Raw genomic sequence first — 18,963 nt, 5'->3', positions numbered from 1 at the left:
GAATTGAACGATATAAAACGAACTTTAATAATTACACAAATACGGAGAGGACAGAAATAACGTGAAGAAGCGAAGCTACAAGTTTTCTTTAAGAATACTACTTCGAAAGCATTCGCTACGCCTAAAGGCTTTCTGAAAGAAAGCTCCATCGAAAGCATATGCTAATCCCCGGAATTTTTCCTTTGAAGAAGGAAATCAAAAAAATCTGGGGATAACAGTGATCGGAAAGTTATTCTGTCATCGAAGTCGCATGTGTAACATTCTTTAGTTCACTTTGTATCATGCATAATTACTGCACTTATTTGGCTACAACATGTGCAATGACGTGGCCTTTTTCGTACGTGACAGTCACGTCATAACCTTCGGCAGTTACACTGTCGAATTCACCTGTAATTCCATTAGCCGTGATTAACGTAATATCTTTGGAACCTTCAATCTTATAGTTGGACAAGTCGAGTTTGAGACTTCCTCCATCAATATAGAGCTTTCTGCCAACATTCAGCTGACTGTTGTTGTCAGTCACTACCAATTCCAACGTACCGTTATCCATGGTAAAGTTCCTATTTAAGTTGAGTGCTCCGTCGACATCAACGACAACTGTTCCATTTTCCACATACAGATCACCTGTACCAAAAGCAGTTGCAGATTCTGCTACCAGCGTTCCTGCTTGCAGCAATGTTCCTCCAGTGTAGCTATTTTTCCCTGTCAATGTAAGGGTGCCTGTCCCCTTTTTCGTGAGCATTCCACTACCGGTGATATCATTTCTCCACCAGTCTTCTGCATTGAAGCGCCCTTTGGAAGCGTCCATATCCACAGTTACATTGTTCAAGAATGCGCCGTAGCCATCCGCAGCCGTGACCAGATCAATTCTACCCCAGCCCTTGGATTCATCCAGTACAGGATATCCAGAGTCAATGGATGTTGTATACAATACTTGTCTGCGTTGCTCATCTGTTAAATACGGTTGACGTGTTTCTAACAGGGCTTCTGCTCCTTGCGGTACAACTGGAGCCAAACCTTTGGTTCCGGTTTGTGGTAGACCGTAAGTCATCTTTTCTCTATAGAAGGCTTTATTGGCATCATGATCTTCCCATTTGTGTTCATCGTAAGCACTCTTGAACGTGTAATCCTCTGTTACGGTGTGTGCATACTCATACAGACTCATATTTTTTTCCTTGGCTGCAGCTCCAAATACTTCTCCTGCATTCTCATAACCTTTCTCTAACACATCTTTATTCTCAGCCTGATTAAGTGCATATGCAGCCATGGCTGTGGATTGTATTCTTCCTCCTATAACGTCAAGCGGTGAGTGCATCCCCGTTACGATTCGATTCTCGCCCAACTGAGCTGCTCTCGTTAACAATTCAGTGAATCGTTCTGGTGTAGCGTATGCCAAAGGAAATACGGATAAGTAAGCTGCACTGGTATGTCCGCTCGGAAATGCGCCATCTTTCCCTCTTCCATCCTCAGCGATTCGTTTGACATACGTTAACGCAGGAATAAGCTTAACGTTAGTTTCGTATTGCTGGTAATGTTTTTCTCCTGTTGATTTGGTGCCGCCTGAAGCCAAAGGTACTTCTTTTTTCTCACCTTCGCCCAAGGTTTCCCATACAGGCAGTCCTTTGCTGTCAACAACTTCTTTCACTTCTCCATTGGAATTCATTCTCCACGGTCTAGGGGAAGAGTAGAAATATTTAGAGGGATTAGATGAGGCAGGAATTTTAAATCGAACCAGATCAACTAAATGAACCAAGTCTGCAAGTTCCGTCTTTGCTTCCCAATCTCCAATGCCTTGGCTTTCATCTTCCACTGTTTCTTCGGTCAATACCACATTCATCTCGTCCACCGTTCGTTCAACGTTTGTCTTTGGCTTGATGATATCTACATACGTGTTAGCCAACGGACCAAAGCCCTCCATCACGCTATAGATCTTATCTCTTTGGTCATCATAATAGGCTGCCAATGTCTCTTCACCTGTGCGATTTTGCGTGACCTTTTCTACATATTTGATATTGGCTTCCCAAGTTGCTTTGTTTCGGATCTCTTCATTTGCATATGTTTTCTGATCAGCAACTGCTACGGTTGGATCATTCTTAAAGCCGTCATAATATGGAGTCGGTCCATCTCCATACTTTGCATTTTTCCCGTCAGCTCCAATTTTAGTTGCCGCTGTTCCATCTCTCCAATCCGCTAGGTTCATGGACCATACTTGATCAAAACCGTCTAAAATATCAATAAACGGATTGGTTTCCGCAATATTTTTTAAGGTGTCGTCTCCGGCATTGGCTCCGTGCTTCACGGCGGATAACCGAGCTTCATCTGCTGGGGGATTAACATTCAGAACGGTTGCCGTTCCTTTTGGCTTAGCTGGTTTGGCAGCTGTAGTAGCATCTGTTTCCACAGCTTTAACGAGCGCAGACACCGCTTCGGCACGAGTAATGGAATTAAGCGGTTTGAAGGTTCCATCTGCATATCCAGAGATAATTTTCGCTGCTGCCGCTCCACCTACAGCTCCCTTGCTCCACGCCGCTATAGACGATGAATCGCTAAATACATTCGCTGCTGTTTCATTTAACTCCAAATTCAAAATGCCAGCGATCACTTTAGCTGCTTCTTGACGGGTGATCGGATCTTGCGGCTTCATTGTGCCATCGGTGTATCCATCTATATATCCATTCGCATTTGCAATAGAAATTGCTTCGTAATACCATGCACTCTCAGACACATCATTAAAGGTAATTTTAGCTTGTCCGGAATATCCAAAAGCACCGTTTACCAAATTCATAAATTCTGCTCTGGTAATATACGTATTCGGTTTGAATGAACGATCCAGGTAACCTCGAATTAATCCTTCATCACCCCATGCTTGAATATTCGCTTCCGCCCAGTGTCCCTTAATATCAGAGAACTGAATCTTCTGATCGGCTGCAAAACTCTTCTCTGCAAATGTCGGACCTACCATAGACAACATTAGAAGTAATGCCAGTGACTTTTTAAGTGGTTTTCTCATGGCTTGCAAATACACGCTCCCGTTATGGTAAATTATTTTTTTGCTTCTGCATCTGCAAATGAGTAAGAAAGACTCTATACAGATGTCTGATCTGCCGTTACTGTAGCATTAGGGAGCGTTTCGCATCTATAGAACAAATTCCGTTTTATATCAAAATCGTACGTTCCGGAGCTCATATGCCAAGAAAAATGGAGTTAGATACTACATTTATCAATTAAAATACCTACTTTTGTAAACGCTTTATTAACTGAAAGTAAATTATGGAGTGGGAGTTTGTTAAATTTCGATCAACATGATTTCTAGTCCTCGGCCTGCTATATAATGATGAAGTTGTTTAGAAAAGAGACATAAAGGGGGAAAAAGAATGCTTAAGCCATTTCAATCTGTAAGATCCAAGATGGTTCTTTCCTACCTTGCTGTCGTTCTTGTCATTGCGCTTCTTTTCGGCTCCATTCTATACCTCTTCTTCTCCCATCAATACAGCAAAGAGATTCGAATCAATAATCAACTTTCGCTGAAAAGCACTGTCAATACTATTGAGAGCTCCGTTATCCAGAAGGTGAATCAGGTCTATCTGTCCCTGGCACTCGGTAACGCCGCAAGTATCGATTTAGATAGCTTAAAAGGAAACCATAGTAAAATCCTGGACATCGAACAGTCCCTCAAAAATATGGTGCAAAATTATTCCGATCTCATTGAAGCTATTCATGTGTACGATACGAAGAACCACTTCATCGTCTCCTCTGTATATGGGCTGTTGCTCTATGAGGACACGCCTTCGAGTGTGGATCATACGACGGATTGGATTACTGCGATGAAAGAGAATCCAGAAAGCTCCTTATGGATGAAGACTCGCATGGTGCCTCAGGATGTTTATATCGAATCACGGGAACAGGGCAAGATGAGTCCTCTAATTTCCTATGTCCATAGTTACCCGTTTCAATCGTCTGGACAAGACAGTAAGGCCATGATTGCGATTGATATCAAAGAATCAGCGATCAGTCAGATCATTAAAAATATGCTCCCTGCTGACTATGCAAATACATTAATCATCGATCAGGATGGAACTGTCATATCTGCCGCGGACAAAACGTTGATAGGCAACTCCACGGAGGAGAATCTGACGCAGTCGCTGCTCACCTTTCATTCTTCAGATGCGAGCTTCAAACCTGTATTTAACTATGACTCTCATGTCGTTACCCAAGATCAATTTAAAGGAAATGCATGGAGAATCTACACAACCACACCTAATGAAAGCTTTTATTATAAATTGGATAGCTTGAAGGAGATTTCGGTTCTTCTCGGTTTATTGGCTGTTGCAGTTGGGATAGCGATGTCGTCCATCTTTACCAGGGCCAACTATAGTCCTCTTAAACGAATCATGAATAACATCAAGAGCCGGATGGATAGCCCAACCAGCTTAAAGCAGGACGAATATCGGTTCATCGATACAACGTTTAACAGTCTGTCCAATAAAGTTGATAGTCTTGAAGAAACTTTACAGGCCAATCACAGAATGATTAAGCATAGTATCATGCTCAATATGTTAAATAACCGATTTACACCCGAGGAACTTACGGAACAGCTCCAGTCTATTCACATTTCAATGGCCTACTCTCGCTTCCGTTGCATCGTCATTGACCCTGTTAATGAGAAGTGGAAGGATCTGCAGCCACGACAGTTGCAGCATACGTTGTATACGATGATCCAGCAACTGGAGATTGCAGAAATGGATGGAACTCAACTGCTGGCAGAGGAATTGCAGGATCACAAAATAGCCGTAATCATCTGTACCAACCAACCCGAAGAACCGCTCTCTGATCACATTGTAGACTTTATTCACGCTGAGGCGAGCAGCAGATTTGGTCTGGAATTTGTACTATCGTTAGGCGGATGGGTAGAGCACTTCACGAAGATTCACACAAGCTATCATCAGGCGAATACCCTGATTCGATACAGCTACTTCTTTCCCGAGCAGTCTGCCATTCAGGATCTTGATCTTCTGAACAGGGAAGCCAGCAGTCTGGAGATCCCGGAGTCATACCTCGTAAACTTTGAAAAGAAATTGCAAACTCGGGATGTGCAAGGTACGGTTCAGGCCATTCAGGAATTGGTCGCGACAATAAAAGAAGGCCCCTATTCAGCCGAATACAGTCGGATCATCTTATTAAAAACGGTATCTATTTACGCTGAGTGTATTAATCAGGTGCGCCTGCAACCCACCGAGGCGAGCTCATTGAATATGTACAAACAATTTTCATTGTTCTACAATATCAACCGCTATTCGGAATGGATGATTCATCTCGTGACCGAATTTGTGATGCAGATGGAGAAGCGCAGTGAGGTACGAAGTGTGGATACCATCTCGGCTGTCAAAGCCTATATTCACGAGCACTTATCGGGCGATCTCACACTGGATCATGTCTCAGAACAAGTATTCATCAGCCCTAAATATCTCAGTAAACTTTTCAAGGAAGAAACCGGGATTGTTTATTCCGAATATGTTACGAATCAAAGAATGGAACGTGCACTGGAACTCATGACACAGCGTGAAATTACGGTTGAGCAGGTCGCAAGTACGGTCGGTTACCGTACCCCTGCCTATTTCATTAAGAAGTTCAAAGAAATTCACGGCTGTACACCAAAAAACTTCATGCGCAATCTAATGGAACAGGGATCTATATAGGGTCAATTTAACATTTACACAAAAACGGAGAGGACAGAAAGAACCTGAAGAAGCGAAGCGTTCGCCTAAAAGCTTTCTGAAAGAAAGCTACTTCGGAAGCATACGCTATTCCCGGATTTCTTCCTTTAGAGAAGGAATCAAAAGAAATCTGGGAATAACAGCGATCGGAAGGTTGTTCTGTCATCGGAGTGTCCGTGTAAATATTCTTTGATTAAACCTATATAGAATTTGAAATCAGGAAAGGAGCTGCTATGAACCTTAACCTTTCAAGAAAGTTATGTCTATATTCCGCAATGCTCCTCCTTCTCGTATTTACAAGTGGGTGTACCTTTTTAGGGAGAGAAACAGCACAAGTGCAACAGCAGGACCATCTAGCAAGCGCTGAGAAGAGTACAACACCGCAGTATACGATATCCTGGACTATGCATCAAAATATCCCTGTTCCCGAGGACGCGGAAATGATTGCATATATTGAGGATAGGTTTGATGTCGATCTGGAGGTGTGGAATCTTGAGAACAAGCGGTACGAGGAACTGCTGGACCTGGAGCTTGCTCAAGGGAAAATACCCGATCTGTTCCGAATCAGACAACCGCATGATCTGCTTAAGTATCAAATGCAAGGGGTCTTAGCGGAAATCTCCCCGGAAGTCCTTGAACAATATGCGCCAAATATCGTACAGCGAATTCGTGATTATGATTCACATTACCTAGAGTATGGAAAAATAAACGGTGGCTTATATGGAATTCCGGCCATTAATCAGACCAACATCTATCGAACCCCTGTTGTATACCGAGAGGACTGGCTTAAGCAGCTTGGTCTGGAGGTGCCAAAGACATTAGATGAATTTGAAACGGTTATGTATGCCTTTGCCAAAGATGATCCAGACGGAAATGGTAAACAAGATACGTATGGCCTATCCAGAGAGGGCTTAAATGTCGTGTTTGGCGCCTTTGGACAGTCCGTTTTCACCGAGCAACTGTATTTTAATGAAAAAAACAACCAACTTGTGATCGGTGCTTTGGAGCTTGAGATGAAAAAAGCATTGGCTTATATGCAAAAGTGGTATCGGGACGGAATTATCGACCCTGAGTTCATAACCGGTGAAAATAAAGGTGGCTATAAACATCTATCCCATGCTTTTATTAATGGAAAAATTGGGATGACCTCGATGGGCAACTATTATCATTGGAATCAAGAGGGAGACTACAGTGTCCTTAATGAACATGGCCAAGAAACTCCAGTGGGAGCCTCGTTCAATGTTAATGAGCTGTTACAGAAGAACGCAACTGCAGAGGTTGTATTTGGTTCTCCTGTTATTGGGCCTGATGGACATAGCGGTTCAAAAGGGAACAATCTGCTGATGAATTTTATTGCTATAGGTGCTGAGGCTGCGAAGGAGCCGGGAAAACTGGAGAAAATTTTGGAGATACTCGATTATGTAAGTGCCAACCCCGATCCGGAGGAGCAGATCAAAATGGAGTATGGCCTTCCAGGAAAACACTGGAATTGGAGCGCTGAAGATTCAAACTCGTTCCATTTACTTTACCCATACAACAGAATGGAGAATTATATTAATATGATCGGCTCAAGTATCGGCATGACGGTTCCAGGTACACCCTCGGATAAACGTGAACAGTGGGCTGCATCTGCAGGGTTGACGGAGAATGGTATCTATAATCGCCTGGAGGTTGCAACCCCTGCCCTGATTCAATATTCATCTGATTTGATTCGCATGAGAGACAGAGCGTACATCTCCATCATCACTGGTGATCAGCCTGTGGGGTATTTCGATACCTTTGTGGAAGAATTCATGGATGCAGGTGGGCAACAGGTATTGCTTGAAGCGAATCATTGGTATACGGAGCATATGGAGACAAGTCGTGCACAATAGGTAGGAAGATCTGGAACATGCATTTCCCATGAGTTTCTGGAAAGTATACATTTGTGTTCCTATGCACCAATCCTAGATTCCTGACGCCACGTCACTCTCTATCCCTTCGCACTCGCATTTGATCCGCGTAGTGAACGGGCTGAACTGCTTCGTGCCGTGCTTCCGGATTTGGAGGCGCTGCCTGAGGGCGTGTTTTCAAAACGCTTACGTTCGGTCCGCTCCATCTGCACAATCTGACCTTCGTGCACCACGATATGCAATGAACCAAACTCCATGTCATTCAGCTGTCCGGCAATTCGGTCCAACCATACCTCATCCACTTTTAACGGCTTAGCCATAGAGCCGCCTCCTCTTCTCGGGCTATTGCCCGCCATATTCCTAAGTACGCTGTCATCCAACGGATTTATAAATCATTCTTATCCAACCTATATACTTGGTTTATACATTAGCAGGGCTTCCAGTAGCTGTCAATCTGTATTTTCTTCTTCTCATCATCACTTTTCTGAAACGGCTTTGTGTCCAAGCCAGCTCTTGAGTAGCAACGTGGCAAGAGCCAGAATCAGGAGCAGGGAAGCTACGGCAAATGAAGCCGAGAATTGATATTCGTTATACAAAATCTCGACATGAAGTGGTAACGTATTGGTCTCCCCGCGGATATGCCCGGACACCACAGATACGGCTCCGAACTCGCCCATAGCGCGGGCATTACACAGAATAATACCGTACAGCAGTCCCCATTTGATGTTGGGCAAGGTTACACTCCAGAAGATTCGCCACCCGGAAGCACCCAGCGTAACCGCCGCTTCCTCTTCCCGGGTTCCCTGGTCCTCCATTAATGGAATCAACTCCCTGGCTACAAAGGGGAAGGTAATAAACAACGTTGCAATGACAATGCCTGGCAGCGCAAAAATGATTTTGATATCATGTTCGGACAGCCACGGCCCAAACCACCCATTTGAACCAAAGACCAATACAAAGATCAACCCGCCCACCACAGGCGAGATGGAAAAGGGAAGATCAATCAGGGTGATCATGAGTCCCTTGCCCTTGAATTGGAACTTGGTAATGACCCATGCAGCAGCCACACCAAATATCGTATTCAGCGGTACGGTAATCGCCGCAACTAATAACGTGAGTTTCAATGCAGACATGGCATCCTGCTCGGTAAGAGCCGCGATGTACACACCCCAGCCCTGCTTCAACGCCTCCATGAGCACAATGGCCAGTGGCAAAATAAGCAGCCATATGAGTACCAGGCTTGCCAGTCCAATCAACAACCATTTGACCCAGGGAGCTTCCGTTGTTGCACGGTTAGTTCCACGGCTGGTCTTAACGGGTGGAACAGGGCTCAGTGGAACAGAACCCGCCATATGCTGCACCTCCTTTGGTTTGGGTGAGTGACGTCTTTTAATATCCTTACTCCACCATGCTTCATTGTCATGCTCTGCCCGCCTTTCTGCTCCAACGCTGCAAGGAATTAATAATCAGCAGCAGGATGAAAGAAACTAGAAGTAGCAGCAAAGCTACAGCTGTAGCGCCTGCATAATCGAACTGCTCCAGCTTGGCCATGATCAGCAAGGGGGCAATCTCCGTTTTCATCGGCATATTGCCTGAGATAAATACAACCGAGCCATATTCGCCAATGCCCCGGGCAAAAGCCAGAGCAAAACCCGTCAGCAGCGGTGGGATCAGATCTGGCAGCAGAATCGTACGGAATATCCGCCATCTTCCTGCCCCCAATGTGGCAGCCGCCTCTTCCACCTCAGACTCCAGCTCCTCCAACACCGGTTGCACCGTGCGAACTACAAACGGAATTCCGATAAACATCAGCGCCAGCGTAATCCCTGCCTGTGAATAGGCGAGCTTGATGCCCAAAGGCTCTACAAACTGCCCAATCCAGCCATTGCCGGCATAGATCGCCGTAAGAGCAACCCCTGCTACCGCTGTCGGCAAGGCAAAAGGCAGATCAATGACCGCATCAAACAACCTTTTGCCCGGGAATTCATACCGAACAAGCACCCATGCCAGAAGTAGTCCCAGCACGAGATCAATCAGCGCCGCTGCACCTGCGGTCAAGAAACTGACCTGGAAGGAAGCCAGTACCCTGGGATTGGTCGCAACCTCAATCATGGTTGCCCACGTCAGTCCTGTTGAGTTAAATAACAGCGCAGCCAGTGGAATAAGTACAACCAGGCTCAGGTAGAACACACTGTAACCCATCGTTAATCCAAATCCCGGCAATGTGCGTCTCCGCGCCACAACCACCTTGCTCATGCACGTTCATCCTCTCTGCCTTCAGCCGGTAAGGCTGGTTGGCCGCTCACAGCGCGATTGATCGGGTGTTCATTGAACAGAGCAACCTTAGCTGCCTGGAACATAGATCTGGTCGAAGATACCACCGTCATTAAAATGTTTGGCCTGAGTATCCCGCCATGTGCCAAATACATCTTTCAACGTGAACAGCTCAAGTGCCGGGAACTGATCTTTGAATTTTTCCTCCACGCTGTCCAGCGTTGGGCGGTAATAATTTTCAGCAGCAATCGTCTGTCCTTCTTCACTGTACAAATATTTCAGATAGGCATCCGCCACGTCGCGGCTTCCTTTTTTGTCTGCATTTTTGTCCACAATCGCAACGGGCGGCTCTGCCAAGATACTAACCGAAGGCACGACAATGTCGAATTTGTCCGGACCCAGCTCTTTTACCGATAAAAAAGCTTCATTCTCCCAGGCAAGCAGCACATCACCAATGCCACGTTCAACAAACGTCGTTGTAGATCCGCGAGCACCCGAATCCAGCACAGGCGCATGTTTGAACAATTCACCAACGAATTCCTTCGCCTTCTCTTCATCATTGTTATTATGCTTAAGGGCATATCCCCATGCCGCCAGATAGTTCCAGCGCGCCCCGCCGGACGTTTTGGGATTCGGGGTGATGACTTGGGTATCCCCTTTGATCAGATCATCCCAGTCCTTGATGCCCTTTGGATTACCCTTACGTACAAGGAAGACAATCGTAGAGGTATACGGAGAGCTGTTATGCTCGTATTTATCCTGCCAGCCTTCATTAATCAGACCTTTATCTTCAATCGCATCAATATCGTATCCCAATGCCAGCGTCACCACGTCTGCATCCAGTCCGTCAATAACAGAACGACTCTGTTTGCCCGATCCCCCATGGGACTGCTTGATGGTCACTTCCTGGCCTTTCTCTTTCAACCAATGCGCCGCAAACGCTTTGTTATATTGCTCATAGAGTTCCCGCGTTGGATCGTAGGAAACATTCAGCAGCTCGATGGCCTTGGCCTTTTCTGTGTCGCCTTCCGATCCCCCCGATGTTCCTGCTGCACTGGACCCGCCGCTATCCGATCCGCATGCTGCCAGTACCCCTGTTAACACCAGTGCCAGACCAACCAAAATACCCTTATGAATTCTCTTTTTCATAAATAACACTCCCCCCGATATAGATCTGCATGACTACCTCAGGCCGGCTGAACAGGATCAAACGCCCCGTAAAAAACAAGAAGACGGAGGAACCCCCGCGCACTTCTCCCCATAAAGTCATGCCGGCTTAAAGGCCGTGCATGCTCCATCTGGAAAGGATGCGCTGCGGTGTTCCTCCGTCTATACGGTGAGAACGTTATTCTGTTCAGGTTGCATGGTTGCATCTGTCTGTAAAATGACTGTTTTCACAATGAAAACAAATTCATTTTTTTATTATTCCTACCTGTTTAGTAAGTTATATACGTATAATAAAGGCAGTCTATATACCTGTCAAACGTTTTTTCCGATTTTTACCGGATTTCTGGCCTATTGGTAAAAAAAGAGGAACAACGAACCAGCGTCCGTTGCTCCCTTCAGCGAATCCCATACTTCGCTGGCTATTGAAAACATGAACGGAATTGGACAGCCACACCTTGTCCACTCCTCATCTGCCTGCATACCGGATATTGGGTACCGGTGGTGTGCTCATGCCTTCTCCCAGATAAAAACCGGTGTGTGGCGGTTGATTGTAGGCTACATTTTGCCAAGCGACGCCAAGACGGTACACTGGATCATGCATCAGCGTATAGATGCGTTTGTCCGTAACTGCTGTTGTGGTATAGATCCGCAGTGCTGAACTGTCATTCGTCCGCCATACCACTTCCTCTCTCCAGTCCCCGAACAGATCGGCCTGCAGATTCGGCGTAGACTTGGTTCCGTTGTTGGAAGATACGCCGGAAGCGGTGAGCAGGTTCATCGTTGTGCTGTTAGCATAGTTCCACTTATCGATTCGGTTGCTGTCCAGCAGTTCACGGAGCAGATCCCCATCCCACCAGATGCCAAAATTCGTGGAGGAAGGCAGGGTTGTCCCGAGTTTCTGCCCTTTGGCTGTGTACAGACTGCCGTCTGCCCATACTTCGGCACCTTTATATCTTGGATCGATATCTGCCGCCATGCCACGTCCAATATCCTTTGTTGTTTTGACCCCCCAGATTAACTGGCCTGTACCTGCATCCCGGAACTCCACTCCGGCATTGGATGGCGTCTCATGAACCTGAAATACCTCAAGTCCAGGGCGGTCCGGGTCGAGGTCACTCAAATGCATGGCATCGCCATGATGAAGCCCTGTTGTGTACAATCCTTTGCCGTTATCATCCACCGCCATGGCACCATAAACGATCTCGTCTTTCCCATCTCCGTCTACGTCCGCCACACTCAGATTATGATTGCCCTGCCCGGCATAACCCGAGTTACCGGAGGTATTGGAATCAAATGTCCATTGTTTGGTCAGCTGTCCATTCCGCCAGTTATAAGCCACGAGCACTGTGCGGGTGTAGTACCCACGCGCCATGACCAGACTTGGGCGCTCTCCATCCAGATAAGCAATGGCGGCAAGGAATCGGTCCACCCGATTGCCGTAGTTATCTCCCCAACTGGATACATTGCCACGCGCCGGTTCGTAGTTCACCGTGGAGAGCGCTTTGCCAGTCTGTCCATTGAAAACCGTCAGGAATTCGGGACCAGACAACACATAACCGCTAGAATTACGGTAATCCTTGCTTGCATCCCCGATGACCACGCCAGTGCCATCCTTGGTGCCATCGGCTGTTTTCATCGCAACTTCGGCTTTGCCATCACCGTCGAGATCGTACACCATGAACTGGGTGTAGTGAGCACCCGCTCGGATATTTTTGCCCAGACTAATCCGCCAGAGGCGTGTTCCGTTTAATTTGTAGGCATCGATAAACACTTCCCCGGTATAACCACTCTGGGAGTTATCCTTGGAGTTGGAAGGGTCCCACTTCACGATCAATTCATACTCACCATCACCATCCAGGTCACCTGCACTGGCATCGTTGGCACTGTAGGTGTAGGCTACTCCATCGGGCGTTGTCCCACCTGCAGGTACACTGAGCGGTACAGATAGATAGTTATTGCCCCATACGCTTGCAGCCGCTGAAGCAGCTTGCTCCGTTCCACTGACGACAGCGCGAACCGTATATTTGGAACTGCTCGTCCCGCTTGCATCCTGAAGGTTGGTGCTGTTTGTTATGGGCGATGCGTTCACCTTGGTTCCATCCCGATATACGTTAAACGATACATTCGATCCTTCCGTTCCCAGAAGCCGCCAACTGATAAACACACCTGTCCCGGTCTTCACAGCCACCACACCGCGATCCAGATATTCCATCTGCCTTGGACCCGCTGCATGTGTTACCGACGTGTTGCCAAGGCCAAGCGAAGTAATCAGTAACGCGGAACTCAACAACGATACTCCTACTGTACGTAATGTGCGCTTCCACAATGATGATCGATTCCCCATAAACAATTGCCTCCCCAATTGGTTTGGTAAGCCCGATGCCCTTGTAGCGCCATCTTTTATGTAAGCGCTTTAATATATTCATTTTAAATTAAACATATAATTCCATCTATAGGTCTAATTTAGTAATTGGATGGTGGTAAAGGAAAAAAGCCAAAGGATTTTTCCTTCGACTGCGTTAAGTATATTACAGTTTAATCATAATGCTAAATAGATTCAGAACTGAAGTACTTCTATTAAGCATTAATTCGCTGCATTTCATTAATTAGTAATTTAAGCTTTTCCTTGTCTTCAAAATTTTCACTACTAAAGCTTTTTTCAAGAAAAGCCATTACATATTTAATGAAATTGAGATCATTATTTTTTTGGATAGAGAAGTTCAATCCTTCTAAAATTCGACTTATTGCAACATCGCGATTGTGGTTTAAATAGTATATCGCCAATTCCCCTAGAAGTTTTGCATAATTTTGATCCATCATTGAAGAATTGTATTGTCCAAATTCTGTCTTGTATGTACGTAAAGGAATGTAATCCGAGAAACGCTCTAAAATATCATCAATATTCCAGTTAAACTTATTCGCTGCCTGGATGATGTAACGTAATGCCAAAAATATCTCATCCGGGTATTGTGTGATGTAATTTGCATATTTTTTAACAACATTTATATCCCCAGATAACATCTGATAGAGATACTTATTAGCCGTTGCCCATTCTTCGAATTGCTTCAGCACACGTCGAGACTCCTCATCGTCCTCCCGCACCCAGCTCTGTCCACTTGCATAAAGCCCCACAAGTTCTAATGCTTTGTCATAGTCTCCCTGCTCCTCAAATACCGTCGACTGAATCAACCAAGCATATAGTATATAAAAGTAAAGTGGCCGTACTGTTAGTTTCCACTCCTGATTTTGTCGTTCCGAAATGTTAATTGTATTATATTGAATTTTGGCTAACTGTAACATCTTGTCAGCGAAATTTTTAACTTCGCTCCATTTATTTACCGAGCCAAAAGCATGGATTAGATCTTTGAAGGCTTCAAGTTGGTACCCCTCATCCAACCGGTCAACATAGGGCTCGAACAAGATAGCCAACCTTAGATTTTCCTCCAGGTTCTCTCCTTGTCCAATTAGAAACAATCGATACTGACACATCGCAAGCCGTTCGGAATGCTGATATTTCTCAACTTCACTCACACTCTTATATAACAATGCCGCCGCAGACCGCTGATTTTGTTCAAATAATTGTTCAGCCATCTCAAATAGTTCTGTCGCATAATCCAGGTCGTCCAGTAGCCGATAAAGAATCTGTTCAATGCAGTCCAGCCGATTCAACTCCGCACTTCGGAGAATAAACGGTCTGATCCGCCGCATGGATACGGAATAAGCAAAACATTCTTCCACATAGTCGGCAAAAAAATGATCCGCTGCCACGCCCATTCCTGATGATATCGCAATCAACTGACTCACGGATATGGGACGATTCCCATTTAGAATACGACTAACTGTGCCTGTATTAATGCCAGATACTTCCGAGAATCGGGAGAGCGTCATACTGTTCTTATCGATAAACTGGGTTAATTGCTCCCGAATTGAATTTGCAGGTTCCAAGGAAAGCACCACCCTTCGTGTAACATCCAGATTTCAGGTTTTTTTCACCCTATATTATGATCATAATGAACGTTCGAACGAGGGTCAATAAAAAATGTTATAATATCCACCATTTTCAAGTTACTCGCTTAAAAAGCCTAAAAAAGCTGTAAAACCATGTGTTTCTCCATGATTTCACAGCTTATAGACAACTTTTATACCACAGGAGCAATACATACCGGACGAGACAGTTCTAGCTTGAACCCGTTATGCGTCAGACGTCCGTCTTCTTCACTGATCTGGAAACCTACGAGGTTATTGCTGTCCTGATTCGCCACAACCAGAATCCCACCTGGCAAAATATTAAAGTTGCGCGGTGTCTGCCCAATCGTGGACGTCCACTCTACGGCTTCCAACTTACCGCTCTCCTGATCAATATGATAGAGCACGATGCTGTCATCTCCCCGATTGGATGCATACAGGAAACGTCCACATGGAGATACACGGATGTCTGCAGCCGTACCCTCTCCTTTATGCCCTTCTGGAAGTGTGGAAATGTGCTGTACCGTAGTGAACTCCCCTCTGCGCTCATCGTACAGGAATGCCGTAACCGTGTTGTCCAATTCGTTGATCACATAAGCCCACTTCGAGTTGGGATGGAACACAAGATGCCTTGGCCCTGCGCCTGGTGGCTGATCCATCTCACGATGGGTAACCAGACGTCCCTCTTCCAAGCGATACACAATGATCTGATCCAGACCGAGGTCACATACGATAGCATACTGCCCGGACGGATCGGGTTGAATGGAGTGTGCATGCGGCCCTTCCTGGCGTTCTTCATTGATTCCACTTCCCGTGTGCTCCACCCATGCACTCATCTCACCAAGCGTCCCCTGATCGCCAACCGGGAATACATTGACACTGCCGCTGCTATAGTTGGATGAGAACACCCACTGACCATCCTTGGAGACAGACACATAACATGGAGAAGCCCCTCTGGTCTGTTTTCGATCCATCAGGTGCAGCTCGCTCGTTGCCGCATCTCTCCGATAGACCAACACCTCTCCCTCGTCCGTCTCACTCGCCACATACAGACAGTTTCCATCCGGGCTTAGCGCCAGATAAGACGGATTATCCACACCATCCATGTGATTGACGATTCGCATCTCTCCTGTATCCGCATTCAATGCACATAGGAATATTCCGGGTTCATCCGCTGACGCATACGTACCTGTATAGAAAAGCGTTTCCTGTTTTTTGACTGGTTCCATATCTAAATCTCTCCCTTATCTTGTATATTCACTGTTCTGATTCTTCCCACTGGTATGTACTTACCCAATTCACGGGCAACTGCTTCACTTCCTGTAACGTGGCTTTCTAAATCGAGAACACCTCCGGTGAGCGCTCTCATATCTGTCATTGACTCCCTTATCGCCTCTCACCATAATACAAAGTATGAGACCTAACAATAGACCACCCCTACAGCGTAAATCTGACGGATTTCGTATGCAAAAACTCATTGTGCTTCCGGACTCCCTGCTGCAAGAAACCGCAGCTTATCCGGTCACGTCCGGATTATATGTTACCGATATCGGTTACTTTCACGAGGCAGAGCATCATTACCGTGACCGTCCCAATGGTTGTGAATCACACATTCTGATGTACTGTGTCCAAGGCACAGGCTGGTATACGATGGATGGCAGCAAGACATATGATGTCAGCCCGGGAAACCTCGTTATATTACCTGCACATGTCCCCCATGTGTACGGAGCCAACGCAGCTGAACCATGGAGCATCTTCTGGATTCATCTGCGCGGGGAACACGCTTTATCCTACATAGAACCCTTGTTAACTCATCATATTACTACCATGCCACCGGCCAAGGCTCAGAAATGGCTTGAGCTTTTTCATGAATGTTACGGCGCACTTGAGACGGGTTACTCCATGCAGACGATGACGTATGCCTCCCAGATTATTGGCTATATGCTGGGCATGCTCGCTTATGGACCGGAGACGACAGGGTCAGATGGTGGGATCGTGAGCAGCAAACGTGCGGCCGAACAATCCGTTCAATATATGCTGGAGCACCTGGAGAATGGAATCACCCTCAAGGAACTGGCGGCTCACGCGCGGCTGTCTGTCCCTCATTACTCTCAGTTATTCAAGCAAGCTACGGGGCATTCGCCCATCGATTATTTCCTGCGGCTGAAGATTCAACATTCCTGCCGCTATCTGGATTTTACCGATTGGACCGTGAAGCAGATCAGCTCCGAGCTTGGATTCAAGGACCCTTACTACTTCTCCCGTCTGTTCAGCAAAATGATGGGACGTTCACCCACAGATTATCGAAATAAATCCAAAGGTTAGAGGCAATGCCTTTACTTAGCCCTATCTGAATAATTATGAATTCAGTTGGAAAATTCCAGCAACCTTTTGAACAGAAGGGTCGTCTATAGGGGCAAATAACTTTTATATAAAGGGATCATCCCTGGAAAAGTGAGGCGAACCTATCATGAAAAAAAATATACTTGCTACATTAACTGCGGGAGCTCTGCTCACGCTGTCTCTAAGTGCAGGCCCGATCAACGCTGCGCAGGCCCAATTCACGGATATTCAAGGTATCGCAGGAGCAAACAAAATCGAATCTCTCCATAAAGATGGATTCATCAAAGGTGTGAGTGACAGCTTGTTCAAACCTGAACTGGAGTTAAATACCGCTCAAGGCATTCAACTGATTGCGGACGGCCTGAATCTGAATCTGGACACGATTCGTTTTATCAAAATGCCGGTACCAAGTGACTACTTCTCTGCTGTAAAAGATGGCGTATGGTACAGTGATGCATTTATCCGCGCACAATATAATGGCATTCAGATGTCACAGGGTATCGATCCGTCCAAACCGCTTACTCGTGAACAATTCACACTGTTCCTGATGCAAGGCATCGAAGCCAAAGGCGGTCTGCCGATGATTAATATCAAACCTGTGGACATTACCGACGAACAGGAGCTGACGCCAGAGTATCAAGGTGCCATTCAGCGTTCACTCGTTCTCAAAATCAATGAACTGGATGCCGACGGAAACTTCAATCCCAAACAAACGATTACTCGCGCCGAAGCAGCAGTGATGATGTATAACGCAATCGAGTACATGGAATCGTTCCATGCACCACAAATCCCGGAAACACCTGAGAAGTAATACTTCCTTGGTGGAAGCAGTATGCCAAACAGCCGCACCTTCCCTCAACAGGAAAGTGCGGCCGTTTGTATTATACCTATATCACTGATGCAATCATCAGATTTAACTTTCTAACTTAGAAAGAACCTTTAACAACTACCTCAGACAACGGTAAACGTCCTGATGGGCGAGCTGGCTGTGCAGCTTTACCTACAGTAATCAACAACGTTGGCACAAATCGTGCAGGAATGTTGAATGTTTCCATCAGTTTTTGTGGATTATATCCACCGATTGGACATGTATCGTAACCCAGGGAGCGTGCAGCAATCATAATATTTTGGGAAGCAAAGGATGCATTGCGGATCGCTTCATCGCGAGCGATTTGCGGGCTTTGGTAAGCACCGTTGATCTGTCCAACCAATGCGTCACGAACCTCTGCAGTCAGTGCGCCTGCTTCAACAGCTTGATCGTAGATTACGGTGTTACGGTTTGCTTCCAAATCTCCAAGAACAGCAATCGTAACTGAACTTTCCACGATCTGACTTTGACCGTAAGCAACTGGCAGCATTTTCGCTTTGTCTGCTTCGGATTCAATCACGAGGAATCTCCAGTGTTGCAGGTTCCATGAAGATGGTGCTTCCGCAGCTGCTGTCAGAATCGCATTGAGATCAGCTTCAGGCAATTCAAAACCTTTTTCGTACTTTTTGACAGCATGGCGTTCGCTAATAACGCGAAGTGTTTCATTTTTTTCAATGCCTGACATGTGTTCCACTCCCCAGAATCTAGTTTGTTTATACTTCTTTTACTTTCGCAAGGT

Annotated in this window: 13 protein-coding genes; 4 read left to right on the top strand and 9 right to left on the bottom strand. The window is 46.0% G+C overall.

The annotated features are described in order from the left end of the window. Positions 1 to 298 precede the first annotated feature (298 nt). Positions 299 to 3,010 (bottom strand): S-layer homology domain-containing protein, encoded by a 2,712-nt coding sequence (locus MKY95_RS02735; RefSeq protein ID WP_036672221.1) that lies wholly within the window; start codon positions 3,008 to 3,010, stop codon positions 299 to 301. A gap of 364 nt (positions 3,011 to 3,374) precedes the next feature. Between MKY95_RS02735 and MKY95_RS02730 the strand changes: the two genes are divergently transcribed. Together MKY95_RS02730 and MKY95_RS02725 are read left to right on the top strand one after the other, a co-directional pair. Beyond that, on the top strand, positions 3,375 to 5,696 hold the full coding sequence (locus tag MKY95_RS02730; RefSeq protein WP_036672169.1) for a helix-turn-helix domain-containing protein: 2,322 nt from the start codon (positions 3,375 to 3,377) through the stop codon (positions 5,694 to 5,696). A gap of 251 nt (positions 5,697 to 5,947) precedes the next feature. Continuing rightward, on the top strand, positions 5,948 to 7,588 hold the full coding sequence (locus MKY95_RS02725; protein ID WP_036672170.1) for an extracellular solute-binding protein: 1,641 nt from the start codon (positions 5,948 to 5,950) through the stop codon (positions 7,586 to 7,588). Between the two features lie 98 nt (positions 7,589 to 7,686). On the opposite strand, the gene MKY95_RS02720 is transcribed toward MKY95_RS02725, so the two are convergent. From MKY95_RS02720 to MKY95_RS02690, 7 genes are all read right to left on the bottom strand, one after another. Beyond that, positions 7,687 to 7,926, bottom strand: coding sequence for a YezD family protein (locus tag MKY95_RS02720; RefSeq protein ID WP_036607453.1), 240 nt, complete (start codon positions 7,924 to 7,926; stop codon positions 7,687 to 7,689). A gap of 156 nt (positions 7,927 to 8,082) precedes the next feature. Further along, complete coding sequence (cysW, locus tag MKY95_RS02715) at positions 8,083 to 8,958, bottom strand: sulfate ABC transporter permease subunit CysW (RefSeq protein ID WP_036672171.1); 876 nt, start codon at positions 8,956 to 8,958, stop codon at positions 8,083 to 8,085. 67 nt (positions 8,959 to 9,025) lie between these two features. After that, a complete protein-coding gene (cysT, locus tag MKY95_RS02710) occupies positions 9,026 to 9,862 on the bottom strand; it encodes a sulfate ABC transporter permease subunit CysT (RefSeq protein WP_036672173.1) in 837 nt (278 codons plus the stop codon). An 87-nt stretch (positions 9,863 to 9,949) separates the two neighbouring features. Beyond that, on the bottom strand, positions 9,950 to 11,029 hold the full coding sequence (locus MKY95_RS02705) for a sulfate ABC transporter substrate-binding protein (protein ID WP_036672174.1): 1,080 nt from the start codon (positions 11,027 to 11,029) through the stop codon (positions 9,950 to 9,952). Between the two features lie 484 nt (positions 11,030 to 11,513). Beyond that, positions 11,514 to 13,259: a rhamnogalacturonan lyase gene (locus MKY95_RS02700; RefSeq protein WP_218640812.1), complete on the bottom strand. Its 1,746-nt coding sequence runs from the start codon at positions 13,257 to 13,259 to the stop codon at positions 11,514 to 11,516. A gap of 365 nt (positions 13,260 to 13,624) precedes the next feature. Next, positions 13,625 to 14,992, bottom strand: a complete 1,368-nt coding sequence (locus MKY95_RS02695) for a helix-turn-helix transcriptional regulator (protein ID WP_083677579.1) — start codon at positions 14,990 to 14,992, stop codon at positions 13,625 to 13,627. 194 nt (positions 14,993 to 15,186) lie between these two features. Further along, the gene (locus MKY95_RS02690; RefSeq protein ID WP_076329676.1) at positions 15,187 to 16,242 is read right to left on the bottom strand and encodes a lactonase family protein; all 1,056 of its coding nucleotides are present in this window, start codon (positions 16,240 to 16,242) and stop codon (positions 15,187 to 15,189) included. Between the two features lie 235 nt (positions 16,243 to 16,477). Between MKY95_RS02690 and MKY95_RS02685 the strand changes: the two genes are divergently transcribed. Then, positions 16,478 to 17,338 (top strand): AraC family transcriptional regulator, encoded by an 861-nt coding sequence (locus tag MKY95_RS02685; RefSeq protein WP_179087964.1) that lies wholly within the window; start codon positions 16,478 to 16,480, stop codon positions 17,336 to 17,338. A 145-nt stretch (positions 17,339 to 17,483) separates the two neighbouring features. Continuing rightward, positions 17,484 to 18,167, top strand: a complete 684-nt coding sequence (locus MKY95_RS02680) for an S-layer homology domain-containing protein (protein WP_076329675.1) — start codon at positions 17,484 to 17,486, stop codon at positions 18,165 to 18,167. A gap of 115 nt (positions 18,168 to 18,282) precedes the next feature. Here MKY95_RS02680 and MKY95_RS02675 read toward each other — a convergent pair whose 3' ends face one another. Then, positions 18,283 to 18,909, bottom strand: coding sequence for a nitroreductase family protein (locus MKY95_RS02675; protein ID WP_076329674.1), 627 nt, complete (start codon positions 18,907 to 18,909; stop codon positions 18,283 to 18,285). Positions 18,910 to 18,963 lie beyond the last annotated feature (54 nt).

This window comes from Paenibacillus sp. FSL P4-0176, assembly GCF_037975265.1.
GTDB lineage: Bacteria > Bacillota > Bacilli > Paenibacillales > Paenibacillaceae > Paenibacillus > Paenibacillus amylolyticus.
The sequence above is the reverse complement of the archived record's forward strand: the minus strand, read 5'-3'. Positions and strand labels throughout refer to the sequence as shown.